The sequence below is a fragment of the Stenotrophomonas sp. 2YAF26 genome (assembly GCF_052114625.1).
Taxonomy (GTDB): domain Bacteria; phylum Pseudomonadota; class Gammaproteobacteria; order Xanthomonadales; family Xanthomonadaceae; genus Stenotrophomonas; species Stenotrophomonas indicatrix.
The window spans coordinates 1-24,794 of sequence record NZ_JBFRFC010000014.1 but is presented as its reverse complement, the minus strand read 5'-3'; the positions used below and the strand labels follow the sequence as shown (position 1 = coordinate 24,794).

Here is a 24,794-nt window from a genome sequence, read left to right as displayed (position 1 = left end):
CTTGGTGGGCAGCTTCCGCGCGTGCCAACCAAGGTTGGCACCTACCGGGTCAGGGTGCACCAACCCGCCGGGCATGGCCCGGCGCTACCGCAGCACGTTGAACCGTACCTGCGTCCAGGCGCCGTCAGCAGCCAGCGCGGTCAACGTATGCGCGCCCGGATCGGCGAACTCGCGCTGCATCAGCTGCGCACCGCGTGTCTGCGCGATCCATCGACCATCCAGCAGCCAGTCCACGGCCTGTTCGCTGCCCAATGCGCGCAGCTGCAGGCGTACGCCGTGTTCGGCATTGGGTGCACGCGCCAGCGTCGCGCCTTCGTTGAGGCCATCGATATGCAGGGCCACGCTAGCCTCGCGACCATCATCGCGACAGTCCGGCGACAGCGCGGGAAGCTGTGAGGCATCGCGCGTGGCTTTGGGCAGCCAGGGTGACAACAGCGCCGGCCATCGCGCGATTTCCCGCGCGACTTCCTCATGCGGCGCGCTGCAGTCTGCCGATACGCGCAGTCCGGTGCGCGCGTCAGCCAGGTAGCGTTGGCGGCCAGGCTGCCATCGCCGTGCCTCGCGTTCGGGGAACGTCGGCGGTGCCGCACCGTCCAGCAGATAGGCCGACAGGCGTCGCTGGCAGAGTGCCGCTGGCAACCCTTCGGCCAGTTCTCCGGTTGGCCAGCAGATGTCTGCCTGGGTCACGCTGGCCGGCATCGGCGCGGCCGCCGCATCGCCGCGTTGGCGCGGCAGGCTGTCGACCACCTCGAACATCAACGGCAAGGCGGTGACCGCGCCGTACTGCCCCGGCAACGGCGTGCCATCCGGGCGCCCCACCCACACGCCCACGGTGTAGTGGCGGGTACTGCCGATCGCCCACGCATCGCGGTAGCCATAGCTGGTGCCAGTCTTCCAGGCCACGCGCGGCCGCCCGCCAACGTCGAACGTGCCAACGCCGTAACCCGGGCGCGGGTTCGATTCCAGCATCTCACGCACGATCCAGCTGGCACCGGGCGAAGCCAGCCGCCGCTCGATCATCGGTTCGTCATCGGTGTAGCGCACGCGGCCGGCAATGCCGTTGCGGTTGAGTGCAGCAAACGCACCGACCAGGTCTTCCAGCCGCGCGCCGGTGCCGCCGAGGATCAGCGACAGATTGGGTGAACTGCCCGGCGGGAAGCGCAACTGGATGCCGGCGTGCGACAGGCGCGCGGCGAAGCGTGCCGCACCTACCCGCTGCAGCAGGTCGACCGACGGCACGTTCAGCGACAGGCGCAGCGCACTGGCAGCACTGACCGGGCCGTTGAAGGCCATGTCGAAGTTGCCCGGCCGATAGCTGCCGAAGCTCTGCGGCGCATCCACCAGCAGGCTCTCGGAATGGATCAGGCCATCATCGAGTGCCATCGCATACAGGAACGGCTTGAGCGTGGAGCCCGGCGAGCGCCAGGCCTGCACCATGTCCACGTGGCCCAGCCGTTGCCGATCACCGAAAGACAGCGTGCCGACATACGCACGCGCCTGCAGGGTCTGGTTGTCGACCACCAGCAGTGCGGCTGACGTGCGCTCGGGCAGCGTGGAGAAATAGCTGGCCACGCGCTCTTCAAGGGTGCGCTGCAGGCCGATGTCGATGCTGCTCTGGATCCGCGCCTGCCCCGGATGCGCCGAGTGCAGGCGCTGGGCCAGCAGTGCGGCATGCAGCGGCGGGCGCAGCGAGCGTGCGACCACGTTCTCGACGCGCGCATCTTCCACTTCCTCCGGCGTCCATACGCCGAGCTCGGCCATGCGCGCCAGCACCTTGTCGCGCGCCTTCTGCGCGGCTTCGGGATGACGATCCGGGCGCAAACGGCTGGGTGCCTGTGGCAGCACCGCCAGCAGTGCGGCCTCGGCATGCGAAAGCTGCGCGGCCGGCTTACCCAGGTAGGCCCAGCTGGCCGCCTCCACGCCTTCGATGGTGCCACCGTAGGGCGCGCGCTCCAGATACAACGCGAGGATCTCGCGCTTGGACAGGTGCACCTCAAGTTGCACCGCACGCAGCATCTGCTTCAGCTTGCCCCAGGGCGTGCGCGTATGCGGATCGAGAATGCGCGCCACCTGCATGGTCAGGGTCGAGCCTCCGGAGATGATGCGGCCACCCCGCAGCAGCTGCCCACTGGCACGCAGGATCGCCAGCGGATTGATGCCCGGGTGCTGCCAGAACCAGCGATCCTCGTAGGTCAGCAGCGCCTGCAGGTACAGCGGCGACACGCTGTCGACCGACGCCGGATAGCGCCACACGCCCTCGGCATCGGCGAACGCCCGCATCGGGCTGCCGTCAGCGGCGACCACCAGCGTGCTGGTGTCGCGTTGCCGGGGCAACGGCGGCGGGAAGGCGAAATCCAGTATCAGCAGCAGCGCCAGCAACGCCGCCGTGCCCCAGCGCAGCCACGGCCACAGCGGTTGCAGCCGCTGCCGCAGGCGCGGCAGCCGCGTTTTCAGCGATCCCACCTTCATCCACGGCATCCAGTGGGACGGGCCGCGCCGTCGCGGCCCGTCCGCACGGTCACGGCTGTACCACCGTCAACGTGGTCGGGTTGCTGCGGCCGACGCCACGCAGCTGCGGCCGGTACATGTCCTCCACCAGCGACGGCGGCACCGTGTAGGTACCCGGAGTGACCGCACGCACCAGGTAGAACACGTTGGCCTTGCTGCCACGCGAGAGCTTCAGCGCCGCCACGTAGCGGTCATCGCGGAACTCCTCGTGCTTGGTATCGGCCGCTTCGCTGCGGTCGCTGATGGTGATGCCATCCACCACCACATCGGCCCACTGCTTGGCATCGCCCAGGTTGAGGTTCTCGATCTCCAGGCCCGCCGGCAGCAGGTCGGTCAGCAGCGCATCGGGCATCTCGCTGTCGGCGGTGATGGTGACGCGCACGATCAGCGCTTCGCCCTCCTTCAGCGGACGCGGCGACCACGGCTTGCCATCGGTGCCGAAGTAACTGCGCTCCACGCCGATCACGCTGTTGTCCGGCGCCGGTGCACTGCGCGGAATGCCGGCCACATCGATGCTGGCGAACATCGGCGGCTGTCCCTGCGGGGTGAAGCGCACGCCCGCGGCCAGCTGCGCTGCATCGAAGTTGCGGCCAAACAGCTTGCGCTCGCCGATGGCCTCGCTGTTGCCACCGATCACCAGCTCACCGGCCACCAGCGCCTTCTGGTTGGCGGCCAGCGCCTTGCCGAGACGGGCGATGGCCACCTGTTCCTGCGTGCTCAGCCACATCCAGCCACTGTTGCGGCGCGCATCCAGGCCACGGCCAAGATCAACCGCGCGTGCATCCCATGCCGGCTTGGCCAGCTTGTTTTCGTGGGTCAGCGCGATCATCAGCGCATCATCACGAACGGCACTGCCGTAGTCGCCGAAGTACGACGGGCGTTCGCTGCTGGACTTGGCAAAGCCCGCCGCGAGGGCCGCCTGGGCGCGCTTGGCATCGCCCTGCAGCGACAGCGCCACGCCCAGGTGCACCAGCGACAGGCCACCCACGGCTTTGCCGCGTTCGTTGTCGTACAGCGTGCGCAGGGTACCCAGCGGCGCGCGGTTGACGCGAGCCAGCACGTAACCCGAGTACGCCTGGTTGGCGAACTTCAGGCTTTCGCGTTTTTCCTGGCCGTAGAACTGGTTGCCACCGGACAGCAGGTCTTCGCTCAGGCGGTTCAGCGCCTTCTGCAGCACGTTGTCCGGCACCGCGAAACCACCGTCCTTGGCATCAAGCAGGAACTCGGCGATGTACGGCGTCAGCCACGGGTTCACGTAGCCATCGTCACCCCACATCGAGAAGTTGCCGTTGGCCACCTGCATCGACGCCAGGCGACCGAACGCACCTTCCATGCGCTCGCGACGGGTCTTCGCGTCCAGGCCGTCAGCGCCGAGCATGGACGACGTGGCCTGGTCCAGGATCAGCGCGGCGTAGCCCTTGCTGGTGGTCTGTTCGGCGCAGCCGTACGGGTAGTTCAACGCGCCCTGCAGCGCGCTGGCGAACGGGATCGGCGGCAGCGGGCTGACCAGCAGGCGGGCATTGACCGATTCGGACATCAGCCCGTCCATCAGGCTGCCATCCAGGCTCACCGCCGCCAGCGGATCGAGCGTACGCACCTGCGAGCGCAGTACCTGCGGCCACGCCGCGCGCACCGGCAGATCGTAGCGGCGGTCGGCCTTGAAGCCGTTGCCATCCACACGCACGCGCACCTTGGCCACGCTGTGGCCCTCGCGCGCCGACAACGGGAAGCTCAACGTGGTCTTGGCATCGGCATTGAGCTGCACGCTGCGCGTGCCTTCGCCCAGGCTGAGCGGGCCTTCGCTGTCCACGCGCACGTTGAACTGACCGGGCTTGCCGGTGAAGTTCTGCACGTCCAGGGTCACCGTACTGCGGTCGCCCGGGGCGAGCACGCGCGGCATGCTGGCCTCGGCCAGGATCGGCGCACGCACCACGGTTTCCACATCGCGCTTGCCGTACTGGTCATCGCTGTAGACCAGCGCCGACACCCGCAGGGTGCCATTGAAATCCGGCACTTTCAGGCGGATGCGGGCAATGCCCTTGGCATCGAGCTGCACCGGGCCGGAGAACAGGTCCACGGTCTGCACGCGCGCGGTCGGCCGCTTGGCCTGCGGCAACGCCTGCAGCGCCATGTCGCCGCCGAACTTCAGCTTGCCGCTGCCGCCGTCGAAGCTCTCGATCACCCGGCTGTAGATGTCATAGGCATCGATACCGAGGCGGCGCTGGGCGAAGAAGTGCGCGCCGGCATCGGGCACCGGGAAGCGGGTGATGTTGAGAATGCCCACGTCCACGGCCGAAACAGTGACGTGCGCGACCTTGCCGGCCAGCTGCGGTGCGCTGACCGTCACTGGCAGGTCCTGCTCCGGTCGCATCTGCTTGGGCGCGGCCAAGCCGACGGCCACGGTGCGGCCCTTGCGGTCCATCGGCACGTGCACCACGCCCACCGCGCGGGCCGGGGTGATCTTGCTCGGCGCACTGCCACCGCGGAACACCAGCGCGGTGATGTAGACGTCGTGGCGCTCCCAATCGGCGGTGACCGGGATCTTGTAGGTGGCACCGGGCTTGGCGTCGATGTCCTGCACGTACAGCATGCGGTCGGTCTCGACCATCAGCACGCCCTTGCCGGCATGCGGCGGGGTCACCGTCACTTCCAGGGTATCGCCGGCCTTGTAGCCGGTCTTGTCCAAGCCCAGCTTGACCTTGTCCGGGCGGGCATCGAGGCCACGGTTGTCATCGCCCCAGCTCCAGCCGGCCCGGAACGGATAACGGCTGGTCAGGCCGGTGGACGGATCGAACACGTCCACTCGGTACTCGCCCCACTCCACCGGGAAGTCGAAGGCCACCGCGCTGCCGCCGGCATCGACGGTACGGGTTTCCTTGTTTTCGAAGCGGCGGGTGAAATCGTAATCCCAGCGGTTGTCGTTGAAGGTCCAGTGGTAGTCGCGCAGCTCGCGCACCAGGGTGATCTTCAGGCCCTTGGCCGGCTGCGGCTTGCCGTCCGCATCCACGCGCATCAGTTCAAACCGCGCGTTGCCGTTGGAATCAGCACCGTCGTCCGGATTGAACAACGGGCGCACGCCGACCAGTGCGGCGGCCGGCCACACCACCCGCTTCAGGGTGCGGGTGACCGTGCGGCCACCGGTTTCATACAGGCTGCCGGACAGCACCACCGCGATCGGTGCCTTCGCCTTGGTCGCTTCTTCCGGCAACGACACGTCTTCGCGCAGCTGGCCATTGGCCGGCAGCGTGGTGTCGATGACATCCTTGGCTTCGCGCGGCAGCTGCAGGGTCGGGTCGCCGAAGAAGTAGCCCGGCAGGCCCTCCACCGGCTTCTGCTCGGCGGCCACCGCCATGCGCGCGGTGAAGCGGTTGCCATCGGCCGGGGCACCGTACAGATAGGCACCGTTGGCCTGCAGGCGCAGGTCTTCACCCGGCTTCAGCGTCTTCTGCGCGCTGTCCAGGTCCAGCTTCATGCGCTCGGGCAGGAACTCCTCGATGCGCAGGGTCATGCCCTGGATCGCTTCCTTGCTGGCCGGGTCGGTGCGGAACTCCACCTGCCAGCGCCCGGTCGGCGCCTCGGCGGGAATGGTCTGCTCGAAGTTGATGTAGCCCTGGTCGCCCGGTTGCACGCGGGTTTCGCGGAAGGTCTTGCCGTCGGGCTGCTTCAGGCGCAGGAACACCGGCTGGCTCTTCACCGGCTTGCCATCGTTGTCGCGCAGCAGCGCGGACAGGCGCACCGTCTCACCCGGGCGGTACAGGTCGCGACCCGACCAGGCGTAGACGTCGAACCAGGCGTTGTCACGCCCCGCCACGGCGAACTCGCTCAGGTCCAGCGCGGGCTGGTTGAAGGGCAGGAAGCTGGTGTCCTTGCCGCTGCTGGCGACCAGCACGTGGGTAGCATCCAGGGTGTAGTTCAGCAGCGCATTGCCGTTGCTGTCGGTGCTGCCCTTCAGCACTACCTCGCCCTTGGCATCGAGCACGCGCAGGTCGATACCCTTCAGCGATGCACCGTCCTTGAGCGCGGCGGTGTGTACGAACAGCTTGTCCTTGTAGGCACGGGTGTGCAGGCCGATGTCGCTGACCGAGAAGAACGCGGTATCGAACTCACCCTCGTAGTCTCCGGTGCGCTTGAGCAGGGCGAAATACAGGCCCGGCTCCTGCAGTTCCTTGATGTCCTGGGTCGGCAGGTAGGTCAGCACCCGCTCGTTCTGCTTGCCACCCAGAATGAAACGGTTGACGTAGACCGGCTCGGCCAGCTTGTTGATCGGGCTGCGCTCGTAGTCGCTGCTCAGTTCCCAGCTGCCACGGCGACCGCCGCGCTGGTACTGGCTGAAGAAGGTCGGCAGGTCCTTTTCGCGCACGCGCAGGAACTCGACATCGACTTCCGGCACGTTCACCGACACCACCGGCAGGCCACGGCTGTCCTTGGCCGGCAGCACGCTGCCCTGCGAGGCAAATCCGGCCACCGGCTTCAGCTCGCCGCTGAACACCTTCTGCTTCAGTTCCTTGCCCAGGCGGCTGCCATCGGCGGCCAGCAGGTCCGGGGAGACCACCAAGCTGAATTCCTTGCCGGCTTCGACGAAGGGGTAGCGCAGGGTCAGACCGTCATCGGACAGGGTCCAGCTGCTGTCATCGTTGCCGACCTTCTCTTCAAAGCGCACCAGCTTGTCGAAGTCCTGGGTGCCGACCAGCGGGCGCGAGAACTCCAGCGCCAGCGACAGGCCTTCACTTTTCTGGTCCGGGTAGGCACGCAGCAGGGTGAACTCCTTCACCTGCTCGGCCTTGGTGGCGATGGCCTCGCCGCTGGCCTTGGGCAGCTGCCCGCTGTCGTTGCGGCAACCGGCCAGGCCTGCCAACAAGCTGCCTGCCAAGAGCGCCGCCGCCCACCCCCACCGCATCCGCCGTGCCGGACCGCTCATGTCGTCACTCCTTGATCGAGGCGCCCATTATAGGGCCGCCGCGTCAAGGCGTTGACGCCGGCACCCGGCAACGGAAACCCGGTAGACGCCAACCTTGGTTGGCGCTGTCCGTCACGCGCCCGCTGCCCGCCTTGTGCCAACCAAGGTTGGCATCTACCAGAGCAAGTCCAGCGCGGGTGCCCGGTGGAGCATCGGAACGGGCCCCGCCCTACCCCGGCAGGTACAGGTCCACATAGTCGGTCACCGGCATCGCCGCCAGCGCGACCGGGTCCAGCGAGGCGGCCAGGATGCGCTGCTGCTGGGCAGTCGGGAAGCGGTGTGCCAGGTGCCGGCGGAACTTGTCCATCAGCAGCGGAATACTCTCTTCGCGCCGGCGCGCGTGGCCCAGCGGGTACTCCACCAGCACCTCCGGCAGCGCGCTGCCATCACTGAAACGCACGCTCAGGCCGTTGGCAATGCTGCGCTTGTCCGGGTCCAGGTAGTCGGCGCTGAGCTGCGGGTCTTCATGGCAGGCCATCTTCACCCGCAGTGCGTCGATGCGCGGATCGGCCGCCATGTCGTCCTCGTAGTCCTCGGCCACCAGCCGTCCATGCAGCAACGCGATGGCGACCATGTACTGCACGCAGTGATCGCGGTCTGCGGGGTTATGCAGCGGTCCCTGCTTGTCGATGATGCGGATGCAGGCTTGCTGGGTACGGATCGCGATGTGCTCGATGTCCTCGACCTTCCGCCCCAACGCGCGCAGCTGGTGGTGCAGCAGGACCGCTGCCTCCACCGCCGTCTGCCCGTGGAACTCGGCCGGGAAACTGATCTTGAACAACACGTTCTCCATCACGTAGCTGCCGAAAGGGCGGCCGAGGGTCAGCGCCTGGCCATGCATCGATACCGCCTCGAAGCCCCAGGTCGGTGCACTGAGCACGCTGGGGTAGCCCATCTCGCCGGTGGCGGCCATCAGCGCCAGGCGCACGCCACGGCTGGTCGCGTCACCGGCTGCCCAGCTCTTGCGCGAGCCGGTGTTGGGCGCATGCCGGTAAGTGCGCAGCGCCTGCCCATCCACCCAGGCCAGCGACACCGCGCTGAGCATGCGCTCGCGGTCCAACCCGAGCATCTGCGCGACGACGGCGGTGGTGGCCACCTTGACCAGCAGCACGTGGTCCAGGCCAACGCGGTTGAAGGAGTTCTCCAGCGCCAACACGCCCTGGATCTCGTGCGCTTTGATCATCGCCAGCAGCACGTCGTGCACGGTCGGTGGCGGGCGTCGCAACGCGGCCGCATTGCGGCCGAGCCAGTCGGCTACGGCAAGGATGCCACCCAGGTTGTCCGAGGGGTGGCCCCATTCGGCGGCCAGCCAGGTGTCGTTGAAATCCAGCCAGCGCACCATCGCGCCGATGTTGAAGGCCGCCTGCACCGGATCGAGTACGAAGTTGGTGCCAGGGACACGCGCGCCATTGGCCACGCTGATGCCCGGCACCAGCGGTCCCAGCAGCTTGCTGCAGGCGGGGAAGGACAGCGCCTCCAGCCCGCAGCCAAGCGTATCGAGCAGGCAGTGATGCGCGGTCTGGAACGCCAGCGGCGAATCGATGCGGGTGTCACGCACGTAGTCGACGATATCCACCAGCAGCGCATCCCAGGCTGCACGCGTGTTGGATGGGGTCTGATTCTCGGACATCGTCGATCTCCTCGTAGGTTTGCCAGGCCACGCCAGACCCGGTAGTCGCCAACCTTGGTTGGCGCGGACGTTCACCCGGCGCTGCATTCTTCATGCCAACCAAGGTTGGCATCTACCGAAGCATGTGATGCCACCGCCGACCAGCCCATCACTCGGCGGGCACCCGCACCTTGCCTTCCATCAGCACGCGGGCGCTGCGGCTCATGATGGCCTTGGACACCGTCCACTGGCCGTCAACGAGTGCGGCCTGCGCACCCACGCGCAACGTGCCCGACGGATGCCCGAAGGTCACGGCCTCGCGCTCGCCGCCGCCAGCAGCACGATTGACCAGCGTGCCGGGAATCGCCGCGGCGGTACCGATCGCTACTGCAGCGGTGCCCATCATCGCGTGGTGCAGCTTGCCCATCGACAGCGCGCGGGCATGCAGATCGATGTCCGCGGCCGGGATCGCCCTGCCGCTGGAGGAAACGTAGTCCTGCGCAGGGGCGACGAAGGCCACCTTCGGCGTGTGCTGGCGGGTCGCCGCGTCTTCCAGTTTCTGGATCAGGCCCATGCGCAGGGCGCCGTAGGCACGGATCTTCTCGAAGCGCTCCAGCGCCGCTTTGTCTTCATTGATCGCCGGCTGCAGTTCGGTGCCGGTGTAACCGAGATCGGCGGCGTTGAGGAAGATGGTCGGGATGCCGGCGGTGATCATCGTCACTTCGAAACTACCCTCGCCCGGCACGTCCAGCCTATCGACCAGGTTGCCGGTGGGGAACATCGCACCGGCGTCACCATCGTCGGACGGATCGAGGAATTCCAGCTGGATCTCGGCAGCCGGGAAGGTCACGCCATCCAGCTCGAAATCGCCAATCTCCTGCACCTGCCCATCGCGCATCGGCACATGGGCGATGATGGTCTTGCCKATGTTGGCCTGCCAGATGCGCACGGTGCAAAGGCCATCGTGCGGCACGCGGGCCGGATCGATCAGGCCGTTGGCGATCGCGAACGGACCAACGGCGGTGCTGAGATTGCCGCAGTTGCCGCTCCAGTCCACGAATGCGGTATCGATCGACACCTGGCCGTACAGGTAGTCCACATCGTGATCAGGCACCGAGGCGGTGGAGATGATCACGCACTTGCTGGTGCTGGAGGTGGCCCCACCCATACCGTCGGTCTGCTTGCCATACGGGTCGGGCGAGCCGATCACGCGCATCAGCAGCGCATCGCGTGCGGCGCCCGGCACCTGCGCGGCTTCGGGCAGGTCCTGCAGGCGGAAGAACACGCCCTTGCTGGTACCACCGCGCATGTAGGTGGCGGGAATACGGAGTTGCGGGAGAAATGCCATGGAACGGTTCCTTGCAATGAAAGACGGCCCGTTGCCGGGCCGTCGGATGCCTTACGCCACCTTGGCGCCTTCCAGGAAGTCCTGGGCGAAGCGCTGCAGTACGCCGCCGGCCTCGTAGATCGCCACTTCCTCGTCACTGTCCAGGCGGCAGGTGACCGGCACGATAACGTCCTGGCCGTCGCGGCGGTGGATGACCACACGCAACTCTGCGCGCGGTGTACGTTCACCGATGACGTCGAAGGTTTCGGTGCCATCGATGCCCAGCGTCAGGCGGGTGGTGCCCGGCTTGAACTCCAGCGGCAGCACGCCCATGCCGATCAGGTTGGTGCGGTGGATGCGCTCGAAGCCTTCGGCAACGATGGCCTCCACGCCAGCCAGGCGCACGCCCTTGGCGGCCCAGTCACGCGAAGAGCCCTGCCCGTAGTCGGCACCGGCGATGATGATCAGCGGTTGCTTGCGCTCCATGTAGGTCTCGATCGCTTCCCACATGCGCATCACCTTGCCTTCCGGCTCGACGCGCGCCAGCGAACCTTGTTTCACGCTGCCGTCTTCATTGCGCACCATCTCGTTGAACAGCTTCGGATTGGCGAAGGTGGCACGCTGCGCGGTCAGATGGTCACCGCGGTGGGTGGCGTAGGAATTGAAGTCCTCTTCCGGCAAGCCCATCTTCGCCAGGTATTCGCCAGCCGCACTCGAGGCCAGGATCGCGTTGGACGGCGACAGGTGGTCGGTGGTGATGTTGTCGGGCAACACCGCCAGCGCACGCATGCCGGCCAGCGAGCGCTCACCGGCCAGTGCACCTTCCCAGTACGGCGGACGACGGATGTAGGTGCTCTGCGGGCGCCAGTCGTACAGAGGGCTCACCGCTGCGCCGTGCTCAACGCGTACGTTGAACATCGGGTTGTAGACGCTGCGGAACTGCTCCGGCTTCACCGCCGCCTTCACCACCGCATCGATCTCGGCATCACTCGGCCAGATGTCCTTCAGGCGCACTTCGTTGCCGTCGTTGTCCACGCCCAGCACATCCTTCTCGATGTCAAAGCGGATGGTACCGGCGATGGCGTAGGCGATCACCAGCGGCGGCGAGGCCAGGAACGCCTGCTTCGCATACGGATGGATGCGGCCGTCGAAGTTGCGGTTGCCCGACAGTACCGCCGTGGCGTACAGGTCACGGTCGATGATTTCCTGCTGGATCTTCGGATCCAGCGCGCCGCTCATGCCATTGCAGGTGGTGCAGGCGAAGGCAACGATGCCGAAGCCCAGCTTCTCCAGGTCCGGCAGCAGGCCCGCTTCTTCCAGGTACAGCTGCACTGCCTTGGAACCGGGTGCCAGCGACGACTTCACCCAAGGCTTGCGCAGCAGGCCGCGCTCGTTGGCCTTGCGTGCCAGCAGGCCGGCGGCGATCACGTTGCGCGGGTTGGAGGTATTGGTGCAGCTGGTGATGGCAGCAATGATCACCGCGCCATCAGGCATCAGGCCCTGTGCCTGCTCGGCCTTGCCGGCTTCCAGCTTGGCGGCATCGGCGATGCCGCGCTCGACCAGTTCCGATACCGGCAGGCGGCGATGCGGATTGCTCGGGCCGGCCATGTTGCGCACCACCGTCGACAGATCGAAGCGCAGCACGCGCTCGTATTCCGCAGTGGCCAGGTCATCGGCCCACAGGCCGGTGCTGCGTGCGTAGTTCTCAACCAGTGCGACCTGCTTTTCCTCGCGACCGGTCAGGCGCAGGTAGTCGATGGTCTGGCCATCGATGTAGAACATCGCGGCGGTTGCGCCGTATTCGGGGCACATGTTGGAGATGGTGGCGCGATCACCGATGGTGAGTGCAGCGGCACCTTCGCCGAAGAATTCAAGCCAAGCGCCGACCACGCGCTCCTTGCGCAGGAATTCGGTCAGGGCCAGCACCACGTCGGTGGCGGTGATATCCGGCTGCGGCCGGCCGGTCAACTCGACACCGATGATGTCCGGCAGGCGCATCCACGACGCACGGCCCAGCATCACGTTCTCTGCTTCCAGGCCACCCACGCCGATGGCGATCACGCCCAGCGCATCCACGTGCGGGGTGTGGCTGTCGGTGCCCACGCAGGTATCGGGGAAGGCGACGCCGTCCTGCACGTAGATCACCGGCGACATCTTCTCCAGGTTGATCTGATGCATGATGCCGTTACCCGGCGGAATCACGTCCACGTTCTCGAAGGCCAGCTTGGTCCAGTCGATGAAGTGGAAGCGGTCCTCGTTGCGGCGGTCCTCGATGGCGCGGTTCTTCTCGAACGCCTGCGGATCGAAACCACCGCACTCCACTGCCAGCGAGTGATCGACGATCAGCTGCACCGGCACCACCGGGTTGACCTTGGCCGGATCACCGCCCTTGTCGGCGATCGCATCGCGCAGGCCCGCCAGATCGACCAGTGCGGTCTGGCCGAGGATGTCATGGCATACCACGCGCGCCGGGAACCACGGGAAATCCAGGTCACGACGGCGCTCGATCAGCTGCTTCAGCGAATCGGTCAGCGTGGCCGGGTCGCAGCGACGCACCAGGTTTTCGGCCAGCACGCGCGAGGTGTACGGCAGCGTGGCGTAGGCACCGGGCTGGATCGCATCGACGGCGGCGCGCGCGTCGAAATAGTCCAGCGAGGCGCCGGGGAGGGTCTTGCGGTAATCGGTATTCATGGGCTGGCGGAATGCTCGTGGCGGGCCGGGTGCCGGCAATACGGCGGTGACGGCATCCGGCCGGCACGGGGCCGGCCGGATGCATGCAGCAGTGCAACAGTGGCGATGATCAGGAACGCTTGTCGATGGCCACGAAGTCGCGATCTTCCGGGCCGATGTAGTTGGCGCTCGGGCGGATGATCTTGCCGTCGATACGCTGTTCGACGATGTGCGCGCTCCAGCCGGCGGTGCGGGCGATCACGAACAGGGGGGTGAACATCGCGGTCGGCACGCCCATCATGTGGTAGCTGACGGCACTGAACCAGTCCAGGTTCGGGAACATCTTCTTGATGTCCCACATCACCGTTTCCAGGCGCTCGGCGATGTCGTACATCTTCATGCTCGACTGCTCTTCGGACAGTTCGCGGGCGACGTCCTTGATCACCTTGTTGCGCGGATCGGAGACGGTGTAGACCGGGTGGCCGAAACCGATCACCACTTCTTTGCGCTCGACGCGGGCCTTGATGTCTTCCTCGGCTTCGTCCGGATTGTCATAGCGCTTCTGCACTTCGAACGCCACTTCGTTGGCGCCGCCGTGCTTGGGGCCGCGCAGTGCGCCGATGCCACCGCAGATCGCGCTGTACATGTCGCTGCCGGTGCCGGCGATGACGCGGCACGCGAAGGTCGAGGCGTTGAACTCGTGCTCGGCGTACAGGATCAGCGAGGTGTGCATCGCCTTCACCCACGAATCCTGCGGCTTCTCGCCGTGCAGCAGGTGCAGGAAGTGGCCACCGATGGAGTCATCGTCGGTTTCCACGTCGATCGCACGGCCGTTGTGGCTCCAGTGGTACCAGTAAAGCAGCATCGAACCGAGGCAGGCCATCAGCTTGTCGGCGATGTCGCGCGCGCCCGGATGATTGTGATCGTCCTTCTCCGGCGCCACGCAGCCGAGCACGGACACGCCGGTGCGCATCACATCCATCGGGTGTGCTGACGGCGGCAGTTCTTCCAGCGCAGCCTTCACCGCGGCCGGAATGCCACGCAGCGACTTCAGCTTGGCCTTGTAGGAAACCAGCTCGGCGCGGGTCGGCAGCTTGCCATGCACCAGCAGGTAGGCGATTTCCTCGAACTCGCTGGTGTTGGCCAGGTCCAGGATGTCATAGCCACGGTAGTGCAGGTCGTTGCCACTGCGGCCGACGCTGCACAGCGCGGTGTTGCCGGCAGCGGTGCCGGACAGGGCGACGGACTTCTTCGGCTTGAAGGTCGGGGTTGCGGTCGTATCGTTCATGTTTCCCTCCGAAACTTGATGGTGCAGGGTACTGCTTATTTCTTGGCGGCGAACAGCGCATCGAGCTGCTGCTCGAAGGCGTGGTAGCCGATACGGTCATACAGCTCCTCGCGGGTCTGCATGCTGTCGATCAGGTTGCGCTGGTGGCCCTCACGGCGGACCGTCTGGTAGACGTTCTCGGCGGCCTTGTTGGCGGCGCGGAACGCCGACAGCGGGAACAGCTGGATGGCAACGCCGGCCGAGGCCAGCTCGTCGCGGCTGAACAAGGGGGTCGCGCCGAATTCAGTGATGTTGGCCAGTACCGGCACCTTCACCGCATCGACGAAGCGGCGGTAGGTATCCAGGTCATAAGCGGCCTCGGCGAAGATGCCGTCGGCACCGGCTTCGACGCAGGCGATGGCACGTTCGATGGCCTTGTCCACGCCGTCCACCTGGATGGCGTCGGTGCGCGCGATCAGGAAGAAGTCCGGATCGGTCTTGGCATCGGCTGCGGCCTTCACGCGGTCGACCATTTCGCCCTGCGAGACGATCTCCTTGCCCGGGCGATGACCACAGCGCTTGGCGCCGACCTGGTCTTCGATATGACAGGCGGCCGCGCCGGCCTTGATCAGCGACTTCACGGTGCGCGCGATGTTGAACGCGCTGGGGCCGAAGCCGGTGTCGATGTCGACCATCAGCGGCAGGTCGCAGACGTCGGTGATGCGGCGCACGTCCACCAGCACGTCTTCCAGGGTGTTGATGCCCAGGTCCGGCAGGCCCAGCGAGCCGGCGGCCACGCCACCGCCGGACAGGTAGATGGCACGGAAACCCGCGCGCTTTGCCAGCAGCGCATGGTTGGCGTTGATCGCGCCGATAACCTGCAGCGGCGATTCGGCAGCCAGCGCCTCGCGGAAGCGGGCACCGGCGGAAGAGAGGGTCGAAACGGTCATGCGGCGATCCAGGTTGAAGGACACAGGGGTAAGCGCAAACACCATGCCAACCTGCAAGCGATTGATTTCACGGGGATGACCGGCCCGCAACACTGAAACATATGAAACATTGAAACGGATGTATCATGAAACATCGCCTCCCGGTCTCCGTTGCATGTACCTGCCCCGCTCACCCCTGCGCCACGCCGATGCCGACCCCGGCCGCCCGGTGATCTGGACGGTCAGCGTCTCGCGCCTGACCGGCCTGCTTGGCGATGTCATTCCCGAGTTCGACCGCCGCGCACGCATCGAGCAGATCAACCTGGGCTTCGAGGAAGCCGTGGAAGTGATCGGCCAGCGCCTGCGCCGCGAGCACTGCGACGTGGTGATTGCCGGCGGCTCAAACGCGGCCTGGTTGCGCGGTCGCCTGGACCTGCCGCTGGTACCGATCCACGCCAATGGCTTCGACCTGATGGAAGCGCTGGCGCGCGCCCGCCGCATCGCCCCACGCATCGGCCTGGTCACCCATGCCAGCGACGTGCCGGTGTTCAGCAGCTTCCAGCAGAGCTTCGGCCTGGACATCGAGCACCGCCGCTTCGTTACCCGCGAAGATGCCCGCGACTGCATCGCCGACCTGCGCGCCAACGGCATCGAAGTGATCGTCGGCACCGGCATGGCCATCGACCATGCCGAACAGGCCGGACTGCCCGGCGTGCTGCTGTACTCGGCCGATTCGGTGCGGCAGGCGTTCGAGCATGCGCTGGAGCTGACCCAGGCCATGGCCCGCTCCGGCGGCAACCGGCCGGCTCCGCGCCGCCGAACCGCCCCACGCAACGATGCGCATGCCCTGCTCGGCGACAGCAATGCGATGGCCGACGTGCGCGCACAGATCGCACTGTACGCCCCGCACGACAGCACCGTACTGGTTACCGGCGAGACCGGCACCGGCAAGGAACTGGTTGCACGCCAGCTGCACGCCGCCAGCGGTCGTCGCGGTCGTTTCGTTGCGCTGAACTGCGGCGCGATCAGCGAATCACTGCTGGAAGCGGAGCTGTTCGGCTACAGCGACGGCGCCTTCACCGGTGCGCGTCGCGGGGGGCGCGTCGGCCTGGTCGAGGCGGCCGATGGCGGTACGTTGTTCCTGGACGAGATAGGCGAACTGCCGCTGCCATTGCAGACCCGCCTGCTGCGGGTGCTGGAAGAACGCGAAGTGCTGCGCGTGGGCGCCACCGAACCGACCCCGGTCGACCTGCGCGTGGTCGCCGCCACCCTGCAATCGCTGGAGCAGCGCGCGGCGGGCGGCAGCTTCCGTCGCGACCTGTATTACCGGCTGGCCGCGCTGCGCATCGCACTGCCCACTCTGCGTGCACGGCGAGGCGATATCCCGCTGCTGACCACGCACTTCTTCCGCGAACTGCGCGGCATCGATGCACCGCTGGATGCAGAAGCGCTGGCCCTGCTCAGCGCAGCCGATTGGCCAGGCAATGTGCGTGAACTGCGCAATCTGGTGGATAGGCTGCGCATCCACTGGCAGCCCGGTGAAGGACTGATCGATGCAGCACGCCTGCTGCAGCTGGCGCCGGAGCTGGTGAGCGAAGGCGCCGCCACACTGCCGCTGGAAGGCAACGGCAAGCGCCCACCGCGTGCGCAGCTGGAGGCGCTGCTGCAGGAACACCGCAATGACCGCGAAGGCATGGCGCAGGCGCTGGGTGTGTCACGCACCACGCTGTGGCGGTGGCTGCGCGCGGAGGGGTTGTAACATCCTGCCGTCTGGTTGGTGCAGAACCGATGCAAGGCAGGGGCGAACCGCCGATGTCTGTTGAGGGCAGACCGATGCCTGGTGGGTGCGAACCTTGGTTCGCACCGCTTTTTCCCAAGTACCCCATCCACGCATGGCGTGGATCTACTGGAGCGCCCAGGCGCTACCGCACGCCCGCCGGCCGCGGAAGAAGGTGCACTCAGCGTGCCCAGCGCGCTTCGATGGCGAACCGTCCACTGCCCACGGCCGCAACCCATAGCAGCAGCACGCCCAGCGGGACTTCGCTCAGGTAGAAGAACCAGCTCAGCCAATCCGGCACGCTCAGCCCCGCAGGAATGCGCGCAATGCCATCGGTGAGCGCCGCTACCGCGCAGATCGCCGCCAGCAGCAATGCCGAAGGGCGGGTCAACAGGCCCAGCACCAACAGGCCACCGGCAATCCACTCAATGGCCCCGAGCACCGGCGCGCTGAGTACCGGAAATGGAATGCCCGCATCGACCAGCGTGTGCACCATGCGCTCGCGCCCGGCGTCGGTGAACAGCTTGTTCCAGCCGGATACGCAGAACATCACGCCGGCCACGATGCGGGCGAGCAGCAACAGGAACGCTTCCACGCCCTGGCGCGGCGATGGCACGGCAAACAGGCAACGCCAAGGGGACATGGCAACTCCGGAAATCGAGGGCATCAGTCCGAGTGTGACGTTTGCTGGCCTGCTCGCAGATGAAGCTGGCCGGTCCGTTTGCGACAAACGGCTCTCGCAGTGATACGCGTTGGAACAATGGCAGTGGTACAGGCTCGACCCTACGATGCAGGTGTACCGACCTTTCCATCCACGCATGGCGTGGATCTACCCGGCCAGCAGCAGCTCGATCTCTTCCACCTGCACCGCCGGCACCTGCCACGGGTGATGCGGCACGATGCCGTGCTCGAGGATGCGCTGTAGCCGCTGCGGATCGCGCGGCAGGCAGAACTCCAGCCGCACGCTGTCGACCACCTCGGTCTGCCCCGCCTCGCCCTGCGTGGGGATCGCACCCACGCGTGGCCGGAACTGTTCGAACCCCGGCGCGGACCACCACAGGCCGTGCTCGTAATCGCCGGCCGCCAGTGCATCCACCGAAAGGATGCCCTGCTTCACCGCCTCCAGGGCAGGCACCGGCACGAACACCACCACGCGATACAGCGGCACGCGTTGCATCACGGTGCCTTACGGGTACAACAAGCGCTTGCTCCAGCGCCCTTCGGCACCCGCTTCATAGCACCAGCGCTCGTGCAGGCGGAACTGCGCGCCGTACCAGAACTCGATGCGGTCAGGCACCACCCGCAGACCACTCCAACCGTCCGGACGCGGCACGTCCTTGCCCTCGAAGCGCGCCTCGACCTCGGCCACGCGCGCGTCGAACTCCTCGCGCGAGTTCAACGTCTTCGACTGCAGCGACGCCCACGCGCCGATCTGGCTCATGCGCGGACGGCTGGCGAAATACGCGTCGGCCTCGGCATCGGCCACCTGCTCTACGCGTCCCTCGATGCGCACCTGGATGCCGGCCTCGCGCAGGCTGCGCCACAGGAACAGCAGCGCCGCCTGCGGATTGGCCTGCAGCTCGTTGCCCTTGTGGCTGTCCAGGTGGGTGTAGAACACGAAGCCGCGCTCGTCGAACGCCTTCAACAGCACGGTGCGCGCCGATGGCCGGCCCTGCACATCGGCGGTCGCCACGGTCATCGCATTGGGCTCGACTTCGCGGCTCTGTTTCGCTTCTTCGAAAAGGGCGGCAAAGGTCGACAGGGCTTCGGCGTACAGGTCGCTCATGACAGCATTCTTCTCACACGGTTTGGGCTATTGTGGCGGCATGGTCGCCGCTGCGTACATGCCCCAGGTGAAAGGATTCCCCGAAACAGTGGTCGAGCAGGCGCTGGATGACGCGCTGGGCAGCAGCACAGCCGTTCCAGTATTGGCGATCAGCGGCCTGCAGGGGAGCGGCAAATCGACGCTGGCCGCGCAGGTGGTTGCCCGTGCCCAGGCGCGTGGCCTGAACGCCGCAACGCTGTCCATCGACGATGTCTACCTGACCCGCGCACAACGCCAGCGTCTGGCCCGGCAAGTACATCCGTTGTTGATCACCCGTGGCCCACCGGGCACCCACGACCTGCCGCTGGCACATGCGGCACTGGACGCAGTGGCAGCACGACAGCCCTTGGCCCTGCCCCGCTTCGACAAGCTGGCCGACGAGCGCCTGCCCGAAGCGCAGTGGCCGCAGCTGCAAACGCCGCTGGACCTGCTGGTGTTCGAAGGCTGGTTCCTGGGCACCCCGGCGCAGGACGATGCCGAACTGGATGTCCCGCTCAACGCCCTGGAGCGCGAGGCCGATGCCGATGGCCGTTGGCGGCGCTGGTGCAACCAGGCGCTGGCCCGCGACTATCCGGCGCTGTGGCAGCGCTGTGACCGCCTGTGGTTCCTGCAACCCCCTGATTTTTCGGTGGTGCCGCGTTGGCGCTGGCAGCAGGAGCAGAACCTGCAGGCGGCCCAGCCGGGGCGGCACGGTATGAACCGGCCCCAGCTGGAGCGCTTCGTGCAGTACTACGAGCGGGTCAGCCGGCAGGCGTTGCGTGCGCTGCCGGCCATTGCCGACCGGGTAGTGGCGCTGGATGCCCAGCGCCAGGTGCAAGGGCTGCGCTGAGCAGCCTCACTCCACCAGGAAGGTGACCCGCAGGTTCACCCGCCATTCGGTGATCTCACCGTTGCCGTCGGTGACCACCTTGGTCTCGTTGATCCAGGCGCCCTGGATGCCCTTGACCGTCCCGGACACCTTCTTCAAACCGCTGCGCACTGCGTCCTCCACGCTCTTGGGCGAGGACGCATTGATTTCGATGACCTTGGCAACCGACATGGCAGGCACTCCTTCAGGCGCGGGAAACCCCGCAGGAACCTCCACCCTGACGTGAAGAACGTAAAGGCCAAGGCACGGAGGTGTTAGCATCAGAGGGCATGAATCCCGCTCCGAACCTGATCCTGATCGGCCCGATGGGCGCCGGTAAAACCTGCATCGGCCGCCGCCTCGCCGAGCGCTTCACGCTGGACTTCGTCGACGTCGACCAGGCCATCGTCGATGCGACCGGGGCCAGCATCCCCACGATCTTCGAGCATTCCGGCGAAGCAGGCTTCCGCGCCCATGAGCGCCAGGCGCTGGCGCAGGTGCTGGCCGGCCGTGGCCAGCTGGTGTCCACCGGTGGCGGTGCCGTGCTTGACCCGGACAATCGCGCCCTGATCGCCAAGCGAGGCTTTGTCGTCTACCTGCGGGTCAGCGTCGCAGCCCAGCTGGAGCGCCTGTCACGCGACAAGGCCCGGCCACTGCTGCAGCGGCCGGACCGCGAACAGGTGCTGCATGATCTGGCCGCGCATCGCGACCCGCTGTATCGCGACCTCGCCGATGTCACTCTTGATACCGACCCGTTTACCGCCGCCGATGCCACTGCCCAGCTTGTCGTCAAGCTGGCCACGCACTGGCAGCGACAGGACCCCACTGCATGACCTCCCCTGCCCTGCTGCAGGTCGCCGTTGGCGGCGACCGTCCCTACTCCATCACCATTGGCGCTGGTGCCCAGGCCGACGGCGCTGCACTGGCCAGCCATGTGCGTGGCCGCCACGTGCTGCTGGTCAGCGACAGCGAGGTTGCTCCGCGCTATCTGGATGCCGTCAGGCAGACGCTGCTGGCCGCACGCCCGGACCTGATCGTGGGTGAGCATGTGCTGGCCGCCGGTGAAGCCTCCAAGACCCTGGCCGAGTTCGGCTCGGTCATCGAGGCGCTGGCCGCGCTCGGCGCGACCCGCGATGCCTGCGTGTTCGCCCTCGGTGGTGGTGTGGTCGGCGACCTCGCCGGCTTTGCCGCGGCCTGCTGGATGCGCGGCGTCGACTGCGTGCAGCTGCCAACCACGCTGCTGGCGATGGTCGACTCCTCGGTGGGCGGCAAGACCGCCGTGGATATCCCGGCCGGCAAGAACCTGGTCGGTGCGTTCCACCCACCGCGTGCGGTGATCGCCGATACCCGCGTGCTGGCCACCCTGCCGCCGCGCGAGCTACGCGCCGGCCTGGCCGAAGTGGTGAAGTACGGCGCACTGGGTGATGCGGTGTTCTTCGAATGGCTGCAGCAGCATGCCGAGGCACTGGCGGCCGGCGAGGATGCGGTCATCGCCGAGGCCATCGCCCGCAGCTGCCGGCACAAGGCCGCCATCGTCGAGCGCGATCCCTTCGAGAAGGGCGAGCGCGCCCTGCTCAATCTTGGCCATACCTTCGGCCACGCCATCGAAACCGAACAGGGGTACTCCGCACCAGGACGCGATGCACTGAACCACGGTGAAGCCGTAGCAGTGGGCATGGTGCTGGCGGCACGCCTCTCCACCCACCTGGGCCTGCCCCCGGCCCCCACTACCAGGTCAGCGTTGCGGCAGGGGTCACACCGCCCCCGCTACAATCGACACCATGCACGTCCACCTGCAACAACCCGCCGACGGTGCCCAGGCACCGCGCTTCCTGCGCCTGACCCTGGTCCCGGACCTGTTCGGCGGCTGGGAACTGCTGCGTGAATCCGGCCGCGTCGGCGCCCGCTCGCAGCTGCGGCGCGAGCTGTACCTGACGGCCGACGAAGCCCGCCACGCCTACGACAAGGCCCGCGATGCCGAACTGCATCGGGGCTTCCAGATTCTTTCGCACGGCGACTGACTGCGCCGCTGCCCATTTCGCCCAAGGAATGCCCACTGTGACCAGCCCTCTCCGCAACGATCGCCTGCTGCGCGCCCTGCGCCGCGAACCGGTGGACTGCACCCCTGTCTGGCTGATGCGCCAGGCCGGCCGCTACCTGCCGGAATATCGCGCCACCCGGGCCAAGGCCGGCAGCTTCCTGGCCATGGCCAAGAACCCGGAGATCGCCTGCGAAGTCACCCTGCAGCCGCTGCGCCGCTTCCCGCTGGACGCGGCCATCCTGTTCTCGGACATCCTCACCATTCCCGATGCCATGGGCCTGGAGCTGTACTTCGTCGAAGGCGAAGGCCCGAAGTTCCGTCACCCGGTGCGCGATGAAGCGGCCATCGCCAAGCTGGCGGTACCGGACATGGAGCAGGATCTGGGCTATGTGATGGACGCGGTGCGCCTGATCCGCCGCGAACTGGATGGCCAGGTGCCGCTGATCGGTTTCTCCGGCAGCCCGTGGACGTTGGCCTGCTACATGGTCGAAGGCGGCGGCAGCAAGGATTTCGCGCGCATCAAGGCGATGGCGCTGAACCATCCGCAGGCCCTGCACCGCCTGCTGGAGGTAACCACCGACGCGGTGATTGCCTACCTCGGCGCGCAGCGCGCCGCCGGTGCGCAGGCACTGCAGGTGTTCGACACGTGGGGCGGCGTGCTGTCGCCGGCGATGTACCGCGAGTTCTCGCTGCGCTACCTGCAGCGTATCGCCGAGGGCCTGGAGCGCGGCGAAGGCAGCGAGCGCACGCCGCTGATCCTGTTCGGCAAGGGCACCGGCCTGCACCTGGAAGCGCTGTCGCAGACCGGCGCCGATGCGCTCGGCCTGGACTGGACGCTGGACCTGGACGAAGCGCTACGCCGTACCGGTGGCCGCGTAGCCCTGCAGGGCAACCTGGACCCGACCACGTTGTATGCCACGCCCGATGCGATCGCCGCAGCGGCCGCACGCGTGCTCGACACCTATGCCGCCGGCAACGGTGGTTCGCGCGAGGGCCATGTGTTCAACCTCGGCCATGGCATGTCGCCGGACATGGACCCGGCCCATGTACAGGTGCTGGTCGACGCGGTACACGCGCACAGCCAACGCTGAGCATCCCGCATGCAGTCACGGCGCGATGTTGATCGCGCCGTGACCCGCAGTGCGCGATCATGGCGCCCCCACGTTGCACCGGCCACGCCCCATGTCCACAGCGCCATCGACCTACACCCGCCAGCGTCCCCTGCTGTGGCTGGTTTCGCTGGCGATCTTCATGCAGATGCTGGACTCGACCATCGTCAACACGGCCTTGCCGGCGATGGCGGCCAGCCTCGGCGAAAGCCCGCTGCAGATGCAGTCGGTGGTCTTCAGCTACGCGCTGGCAGTGGCCACCTTCATTCCCGCCTCCGGCTGGATCGCCGACCGCTACGGCACCCGTCGCACCTTCCTGGTGGCGATCATCCTGTTCACCCTCGGCTCGCTGGCCTGCGCGATGGCGCAGCAGCTGCATCAGCTGGTGGCCGCGCGCGTACTGCAGGGCATCGGCGGCGCGATGCTGCTGCCGGTCGGGCGCCTGGCGGTGATGCGATCGGTGCCACGCGAGGACTTCCTGCGTGCGATGAGCTTCATCGCCATTCCCGCACTGGTGGGTCCGCTGATCGGCCCCACGCTGGGCGGTTGGCTGGTCGAGATCGCCTCGTGGCACTGGGTGTTCCTGATCAACCTGCCGATCGGTGTCATCGGCTTCATCGCGGCGATGAAGATCATGCCCGACCACTACGCCAGCCACCGCACCCGGTTCGACCTTCGCGGCTACGCCATGCTGGCCTTTGCGATGGTGGTGCTGTCGCTGGCACTGGATGGAATTTCCGGGCTCGGCACACCACACGCGCTGGTGATGCTGATGACCGTGGCCGGCCTGGCCGCGCTGGTCGGCTACTGGCTGCACGCAGCAAACTCAACGGCGCCGCTGTTCTCCCTGGCACTGTTCCGCGTGCCCAGCTACCGCATCGGCATTCTCGGCAACCTGTTCTCACGCATCGGCAGCAGTGCCATGCCGATGCTGATCCCGCTGCTGCTGCAGGTCGGCCTTGGCCTCGGGCCGATGAACGCCGGCCTGATGATGGTGCCCGTGGCCGCCGCAGGCATGGTGTCGAAGAAGCTGGCGGTGAAACTGGTTGAACGCTACGGCTATCGCCGCGTACTGATGACCAACACTGTGCTGGTCGGCCTGGCGATGGCCAGCTTCATCCTGATGACACCGGGCCAGCACCTGTCCGTGCGCCTGCTGCAGCTGGCCTTCTTCGGTGCGGTCAATTCGCTGCAGTTCACCGTGATGAACACCGTCACCCTGCGCGACCTCGACCGCGAGTTCGCCAGTTCCGGCAACAGCCTGTTGTCGATGGTGATGATGCTCGCCGCCGGCTTCGGTGCGGCGGCTGCAGGCAGCCTGCTGGCCGCGTTCGGCACGCAGCTGGAAGGCCACGGTGCGACGGCTGCGCTGCATGCCACGTTCCTGTGCGTGGGCGCGATCACCCTGACCTCGACGCTGATCTTCTGGCAGCTGCCCGACACCAAGCCGGAACCGCGCGAGGTCGAGCACGTAGCGGAGTAGTGGGTTCGGCAGGGCTGCGCCCTGCACCTGCAGAGGCAACGGCAACGGCCGAAGCAACAGCAACAGCTGGCTATCCGTGGGATGGCGGGGCGGTGTCGGATTGCGGGGACGCCGYAARTACRTCCCTGTAGGCTTGGCCGCGGCATCCATGCCGCGGACACCCCCGCAACCGGACCCACCCCGCCTTCGACAGATTTCCGCGATCTGTCGGAACGACGTTCTGTGTTGCTGTTGGTGGGTGTCGACCGTGGTCGACACCGGAATGGCATGGGGTCAGATCCGTTTTCCGCAGGAAAACGGATCTGACCCCAGAATTATTTCGATATCTGACAGAGATTCATCCACGCATGGCGTGGATCCATCAGCCACCGGGAATCTGTCGAAGGTGGGGCGGTGTCGGATTGCGGGGTGTCAGCCGCATGGATGCGGCTGCCAAGCCTACAGG

Annotated in this window: 17 protein-coding genes and 1 pseudogene; 7 read left to right on the top strand and 11 right to left on the bottom strand. The window is 66.9% G+C overall.

The features are described 5' to 3' along the window. Nucleotides 1-84 precede the first annotated feature (84 nt). The 7 genes from pbpC to prpB form a co-directional block, all read right to left on the bottom strand. Nucleotides 85-2,469 (bottom strand): penicillin-binding protein 1C, encoded by a 2,385-nt coding sequence (pbpC, locus tag AB4Y98_RS14815; RefSeq protein ID WP_442244607.1) that lies wholly within the window; start codon nt 2,467-2,469, stop codon nt 85-87. A 49-nt stretch (nt 2,470-2,518) separates the two neighbouring features. Further along, nucleotides 2,519-7,426, bottom strand: a complete 4,908-nt coding sequence (locus AB4Y98_RS14810) for an alpha-2-macroglobulin family protein (protein WP_442244606.1) — start codon at nt 7,424-7,426, stop codon at nt 2,519-2,521. A gap of 208 nt (nt 7,427-7,634) precedes the next feature. Continuing rightward, nucleotides 7,635-9,095, bottom strand: coding sequence for a bifunctional 2-methylcitrate dehydratase/aconitate hydratase (locus tag AB4Y98_RS14805; protein WP_442244605.1), 1,461 nt, complete (start codon nt 9,093-9,095; stop codon nt 7,635-7,637). A 148-nt stretch (nt 9,096-9,243) separates the two neighbouring features. Then, a complete protein-coding gene (gene prpF, locus AB4Y98_RS14800; RefSeq protein WP_394197842.1) occupies nt 9,244-10,422 on the bottom strand; it encodes a 2-methylaconitate cis-trans isomerase PrpF in 1,179 nt (392 codons plus the stop codon). A 51-nt stretch (nt 10,423-10,473) separates the two neighbouring features. Continuing rightward, nucleotides 10,474-13,092 carry a Fe/S-dependent 2-methylisocitrate dehydratase AcnD gene (acnD, locus tag AB4Y98_RS14795; RefSeq protein WP_312106607.1) on the bottom strand — a complete coding sequence of 873 codons (2,619 nt, stop codon included), beginning with the start codon at nt 13,090-13,092 and terminating at the stop codon, nt 10,474-10,476. Nucleotides 13,093-13,201: 109 nt separating this feature from the next. Beyond that, a complete protein-coding gene (prpC, locus tag AB4Y98_RS14790; RefSeq protein ID WP_025877010.1) occupies nt 13,202-14,359 on the bottom strand; it encodes a bifunctional 2-methylcitrate synthase/citrate synthase in 1,158 nt (385 codons plus the stop codon). 35 nt (nt 14,360-14,394) lie between these two features. After that, nucleotides 14,395-15,288 carry a methylisocitrate lyase gene (gene prpB, locus AB4Y98_RS14785; protein WP_025877008.1) on the bottom strand — a complete coding sequence of 298 codons (894 nt, stop codon included), beginning with the start codon at nt 15,286-15,288 and terminating at the stop codon, nt 14,395-14,397. 154 nt (nt 15,289-15,442) lie between these two features. Between prpB and prpR the strand changes: the two genes are divergently transcribed. Next, the gene (prpR, locus tag AB4Y98_RS14780; protein ID WP_442244604.1) at nt 15,443-17,026 is read left to right on the top strand and encodes a propionate catabolism operon regulatory protein PrpR; all 1,584 of its coding nucleotides are present in this window, start codon (nt 15,443-15,445) and stop codon (nt 17,024-17,026) included. 199 nt (nt 17,027-17,225) lie between these two features. Here prpR and AB4Y98_RS14775 read toward each other — a convergent pair whose 3' ends face one another. The 3 genes from AB4Y98_RS14775 to pdxH all read right to left on the bottom strand — a co-directional run bounded on the left by AB4Y98_RS14775 (nt 17,226) and on the right by pdxH (nt 18,830). Beyond that, the gene (locus AB4Y98_RS14775) at nt 17,226-17,687 is read right to left on the bottom strand and encodes a DoxX family protein (protein WP_442244603.1); all 462 of its coding nucleotides are present in this window, start codon (nt 17,685-17,687) and stop codon (nt 17,226-17,228) included. 186 nt (nt 17,688-17,873) lie between these two features. Further along, nucleotides 17,874-18,221, bottom strand: coding sequence for a hypothetical protein (locus AB4Y98_RS14770; protein WP_442244602.1), 348 nt, complete (start codon nt 18,219-18,221; stop codon nt 17,874-17,876). Between the two features lie 9 nt (nt 18,222-18,230). Further along, nucleotides 18,231-18,830, bottom strand: coding sequence for a pyridoxamine 5'-phosphate oxidase (gene pdxH / locus AB4Y98_RS14765; protein WP_033831770.1), 600 nt, complete (start codon nt 18,828-18,830; stop codon nt 18,231-18,233). A 40-nt stretch (nt 18,831-18,870) separates the two neighbouring features. Between pdxH and AB4Y98_RS14760 the strand changes: the two genes are divergently transcribed. Continuing rightward, the gene (locus tag AB4Y98_RS14760; protein WP_442244601.1) at nt 18,871-19,698 is read left to right on the top strand and encodes a kinase; all 828 of its coding nucleotides are present in this window, start codon (nt 18,871-18,873) and stop codon (nt 19,696-19,698) included. 6 nt (nt 19,699-19,704) lie between these two features. Here the strand turns inward: AB4Y98_RS14760 and AB4Y98_RS14755 are convergent, their stop codons facing one another. Continuing rightward, nucleotides 19,705-19,908, bottom strand: coding sequence for a dodecin family protein (locus tag AB4Y98_RS14755; RefSeq protein WP_025876997.1), 204 nt, complete (start codon nt 19,906-19,908; stop codon nt 19,705-19,707). A gap of 98 nt (nt 19,909-20,006) precedes the next feature. On the opposite strand from AB4Y98_RS14755, the gene AB4Y98_RS14750 reads away from it, so the two are divergent. The 5 genes and pseudogenes from AB4Y98_RS14750 to mdtD all read left to right on the top strand — a co-directional run bounded on the left by AB4Y98_RS14750 (nt 20,007) and on the right by mdtD (nt 24,349). Further along, the gene (locus AB4Y98_RS14750; RefSeq protein WP_032976596.1) at nt 20,007-20,549 is read left to right on the top strand and encodes a shikimate kinase; all 543 of its coding nucleotides are present in this window, start codon (nt 20,007-20,009) and stop codon (nt 20,547-20,549) included. Further along, nucleotides 20,546-21,475: pseudogene (gene aroB, locus AB4Y98_RS14745) on the top strand (3-dehydroquinate synthase); the annotation flags it as partial. The gene AB4Y98_RS14750 and the pseudogene aroB, both read left to right, overlap by 4 nt. 22 nt (nt 21,476-21,497) lie before the next feature. Beyond that, on the top strand, nt 21,498-21,737 hold the full coding sequence (locus tag AB4Y98_RS14740) for a WGR domain-containing protein (protein ID WP_025876992.1): 240 nt from the start codon (nt 21,498-21,500) through the stop codon (nt 21,735-21,737). Nucleotides 21,738-21,765: 28 nt separating this feature from the next. After that, the gene (gene hemE, locus AB4Y98_RS14735) at nt 21,766-22,848 is read left to right on the top strand and encodes a uroporphyrinogen decarboxylase (RefSeq protein WP_312785889.1); all 1,083 of its coding nucleotides are present in this window, start codon (nt 21,766-21,768) and stop codon (nt 22,846-22,848) included. A gap of 91 nt (nt 22,849-22,939) precedes the next feature. Further along, nucleotides 22,940-24,349 carry a multidrug transporter subunit MdtD gene (gene mdtD, locus AB4Y98_RS14730; protein WP_100460053.1) on the top strand — a complete coding sequence of 470 codons (1,410 nt, stop codon included), beginning with the start codon at nt 22,940-22,942 and terminating at the stop codon, nt 24,347-24,349. Nucleotides 24,350-24,794: the final 445 nt, after the last annotated feature.

What these genes read in the sequence shown, in the direction of transcription:
- pbpC (WP_442244607.1), bottom strand. Translation starts at nt 2,469, where the DNA reads ATGAAGGTGGGATCGCTGAAAACGCGGCTGCCGCGCCTGCGGCAGCGG.
- AB4Y98_RS14810 (WP_442244606.1), bottom strand. Translation starts at nt 7,426, where the DNA reads ATGAGCGGTCCGGCACGGCGGATGCGGTGGGGGTGGGCGGCGGCGCTC.
- AB4Y98_RS14805 (WP_442244605.1), bottom strand. Translation starts at nt 9,095, where the DNA reads ATGTCCGAGAATCAGACCCCATCCAACACGCGTGCAGCCTGGGATGCG.
- acnD (WP_312106607.1), bottom strand. Translation starts at nt 13,092, where the DNA reads ATGAATACCGATTACCGCAAGACCCTCCCCGGCGCCTCGCTGGACTAT.
- prpC (WP_025877010.1), bottom strand. Translation starts at nt 14,359, where the DNA reads ATGAACGATACGACCGCAACCCCGACCTTCAAGCCGAAGAAGTCCGTC.
- prpB (WP_025877008.1), bottom strand. Translation starts at nt 15,288, where the DNA reads ATGACCGTTTCGACCCTCTCTTCCGCCGGTGCCCGCTTCCGCGAGGCG.
- prpR (WP_442244604.1), top strand. Translation starts at nt 15,443, where the DNA reads ATGTACCTGCCCCGCTCACCCCTGCGCCACGCCGATGCCGACCCCGGC.
- AB4Y98_RS14775 (WP_442244603.1), bottom strand. Translation starts at nt 17,687, where the DNA reads ATGTCCCCTTGGCGTTGCCTGTTTGCCGTGCCATCGCCGCGCCAGGGC.
- AB4Y98_RS14770 (WP_442244602.1), bottom strand. Translation starts at nt 18,221, where the DNA reads ATGCAACGCGTGCCGCTGTATCGCGTGGTGGTGTTCGTGCCGGTGCCT.
- pdxH (WP_033831770.1), bottom strand. Translation starts at nt 18,830, where the DNA reads ATGAGCGACCTGTACGCCGAAGCCCTGTCGACCTTTGCCGCCCTTTTC.
- AB4Y98_RS14760 (WP_442244601.1), top strand. Translation starts at nt 18,871, where the DNA reads ATGGTCGCCGCTGCGTACATGCCCCAGGTGAAAGGATTCCCCGAAACA.
- AB4Y98_RS14755 (WP_025876997.1), bottom strand. Translation starts at nt 19,908, where the DNA reads ATGTCGGTTGCCAAGGTCATCGAAATCAATGCGTCCTCGCCCAAGAGC.
- AB4Y98_RS14750 (WP_032976596.1), top strand. Translation starts at nt 20,007, where the DNA reads ATGAATCCCGCTCCGAACCTGATCCTGATCGGCCCGATGGGCGCCGGT.
- AB4Y98_RS14740 (WP_025876992.1), top strand. Translation starts at nt 21,498, where the DNA reads ATGCACGTCCACCTGCAACAACCCGCCGACGGTGCCCAGGCACCGCGC.
- hemE (WP_312785889.1), top strand. Translation starts at nt 21,766, where the DNA reads ATGCCCACTGTGACCAGCCCTCTCCGCAACGATCGCCTGCTGCGCGCC.
- mdtD (WP_100460053.1), top strand. Translation starts at nt 22,940, where the DNA reads ATGTCCACAGCGCCATCGACCTACACCCGCCAGCGTCCCCTGCTGTGG.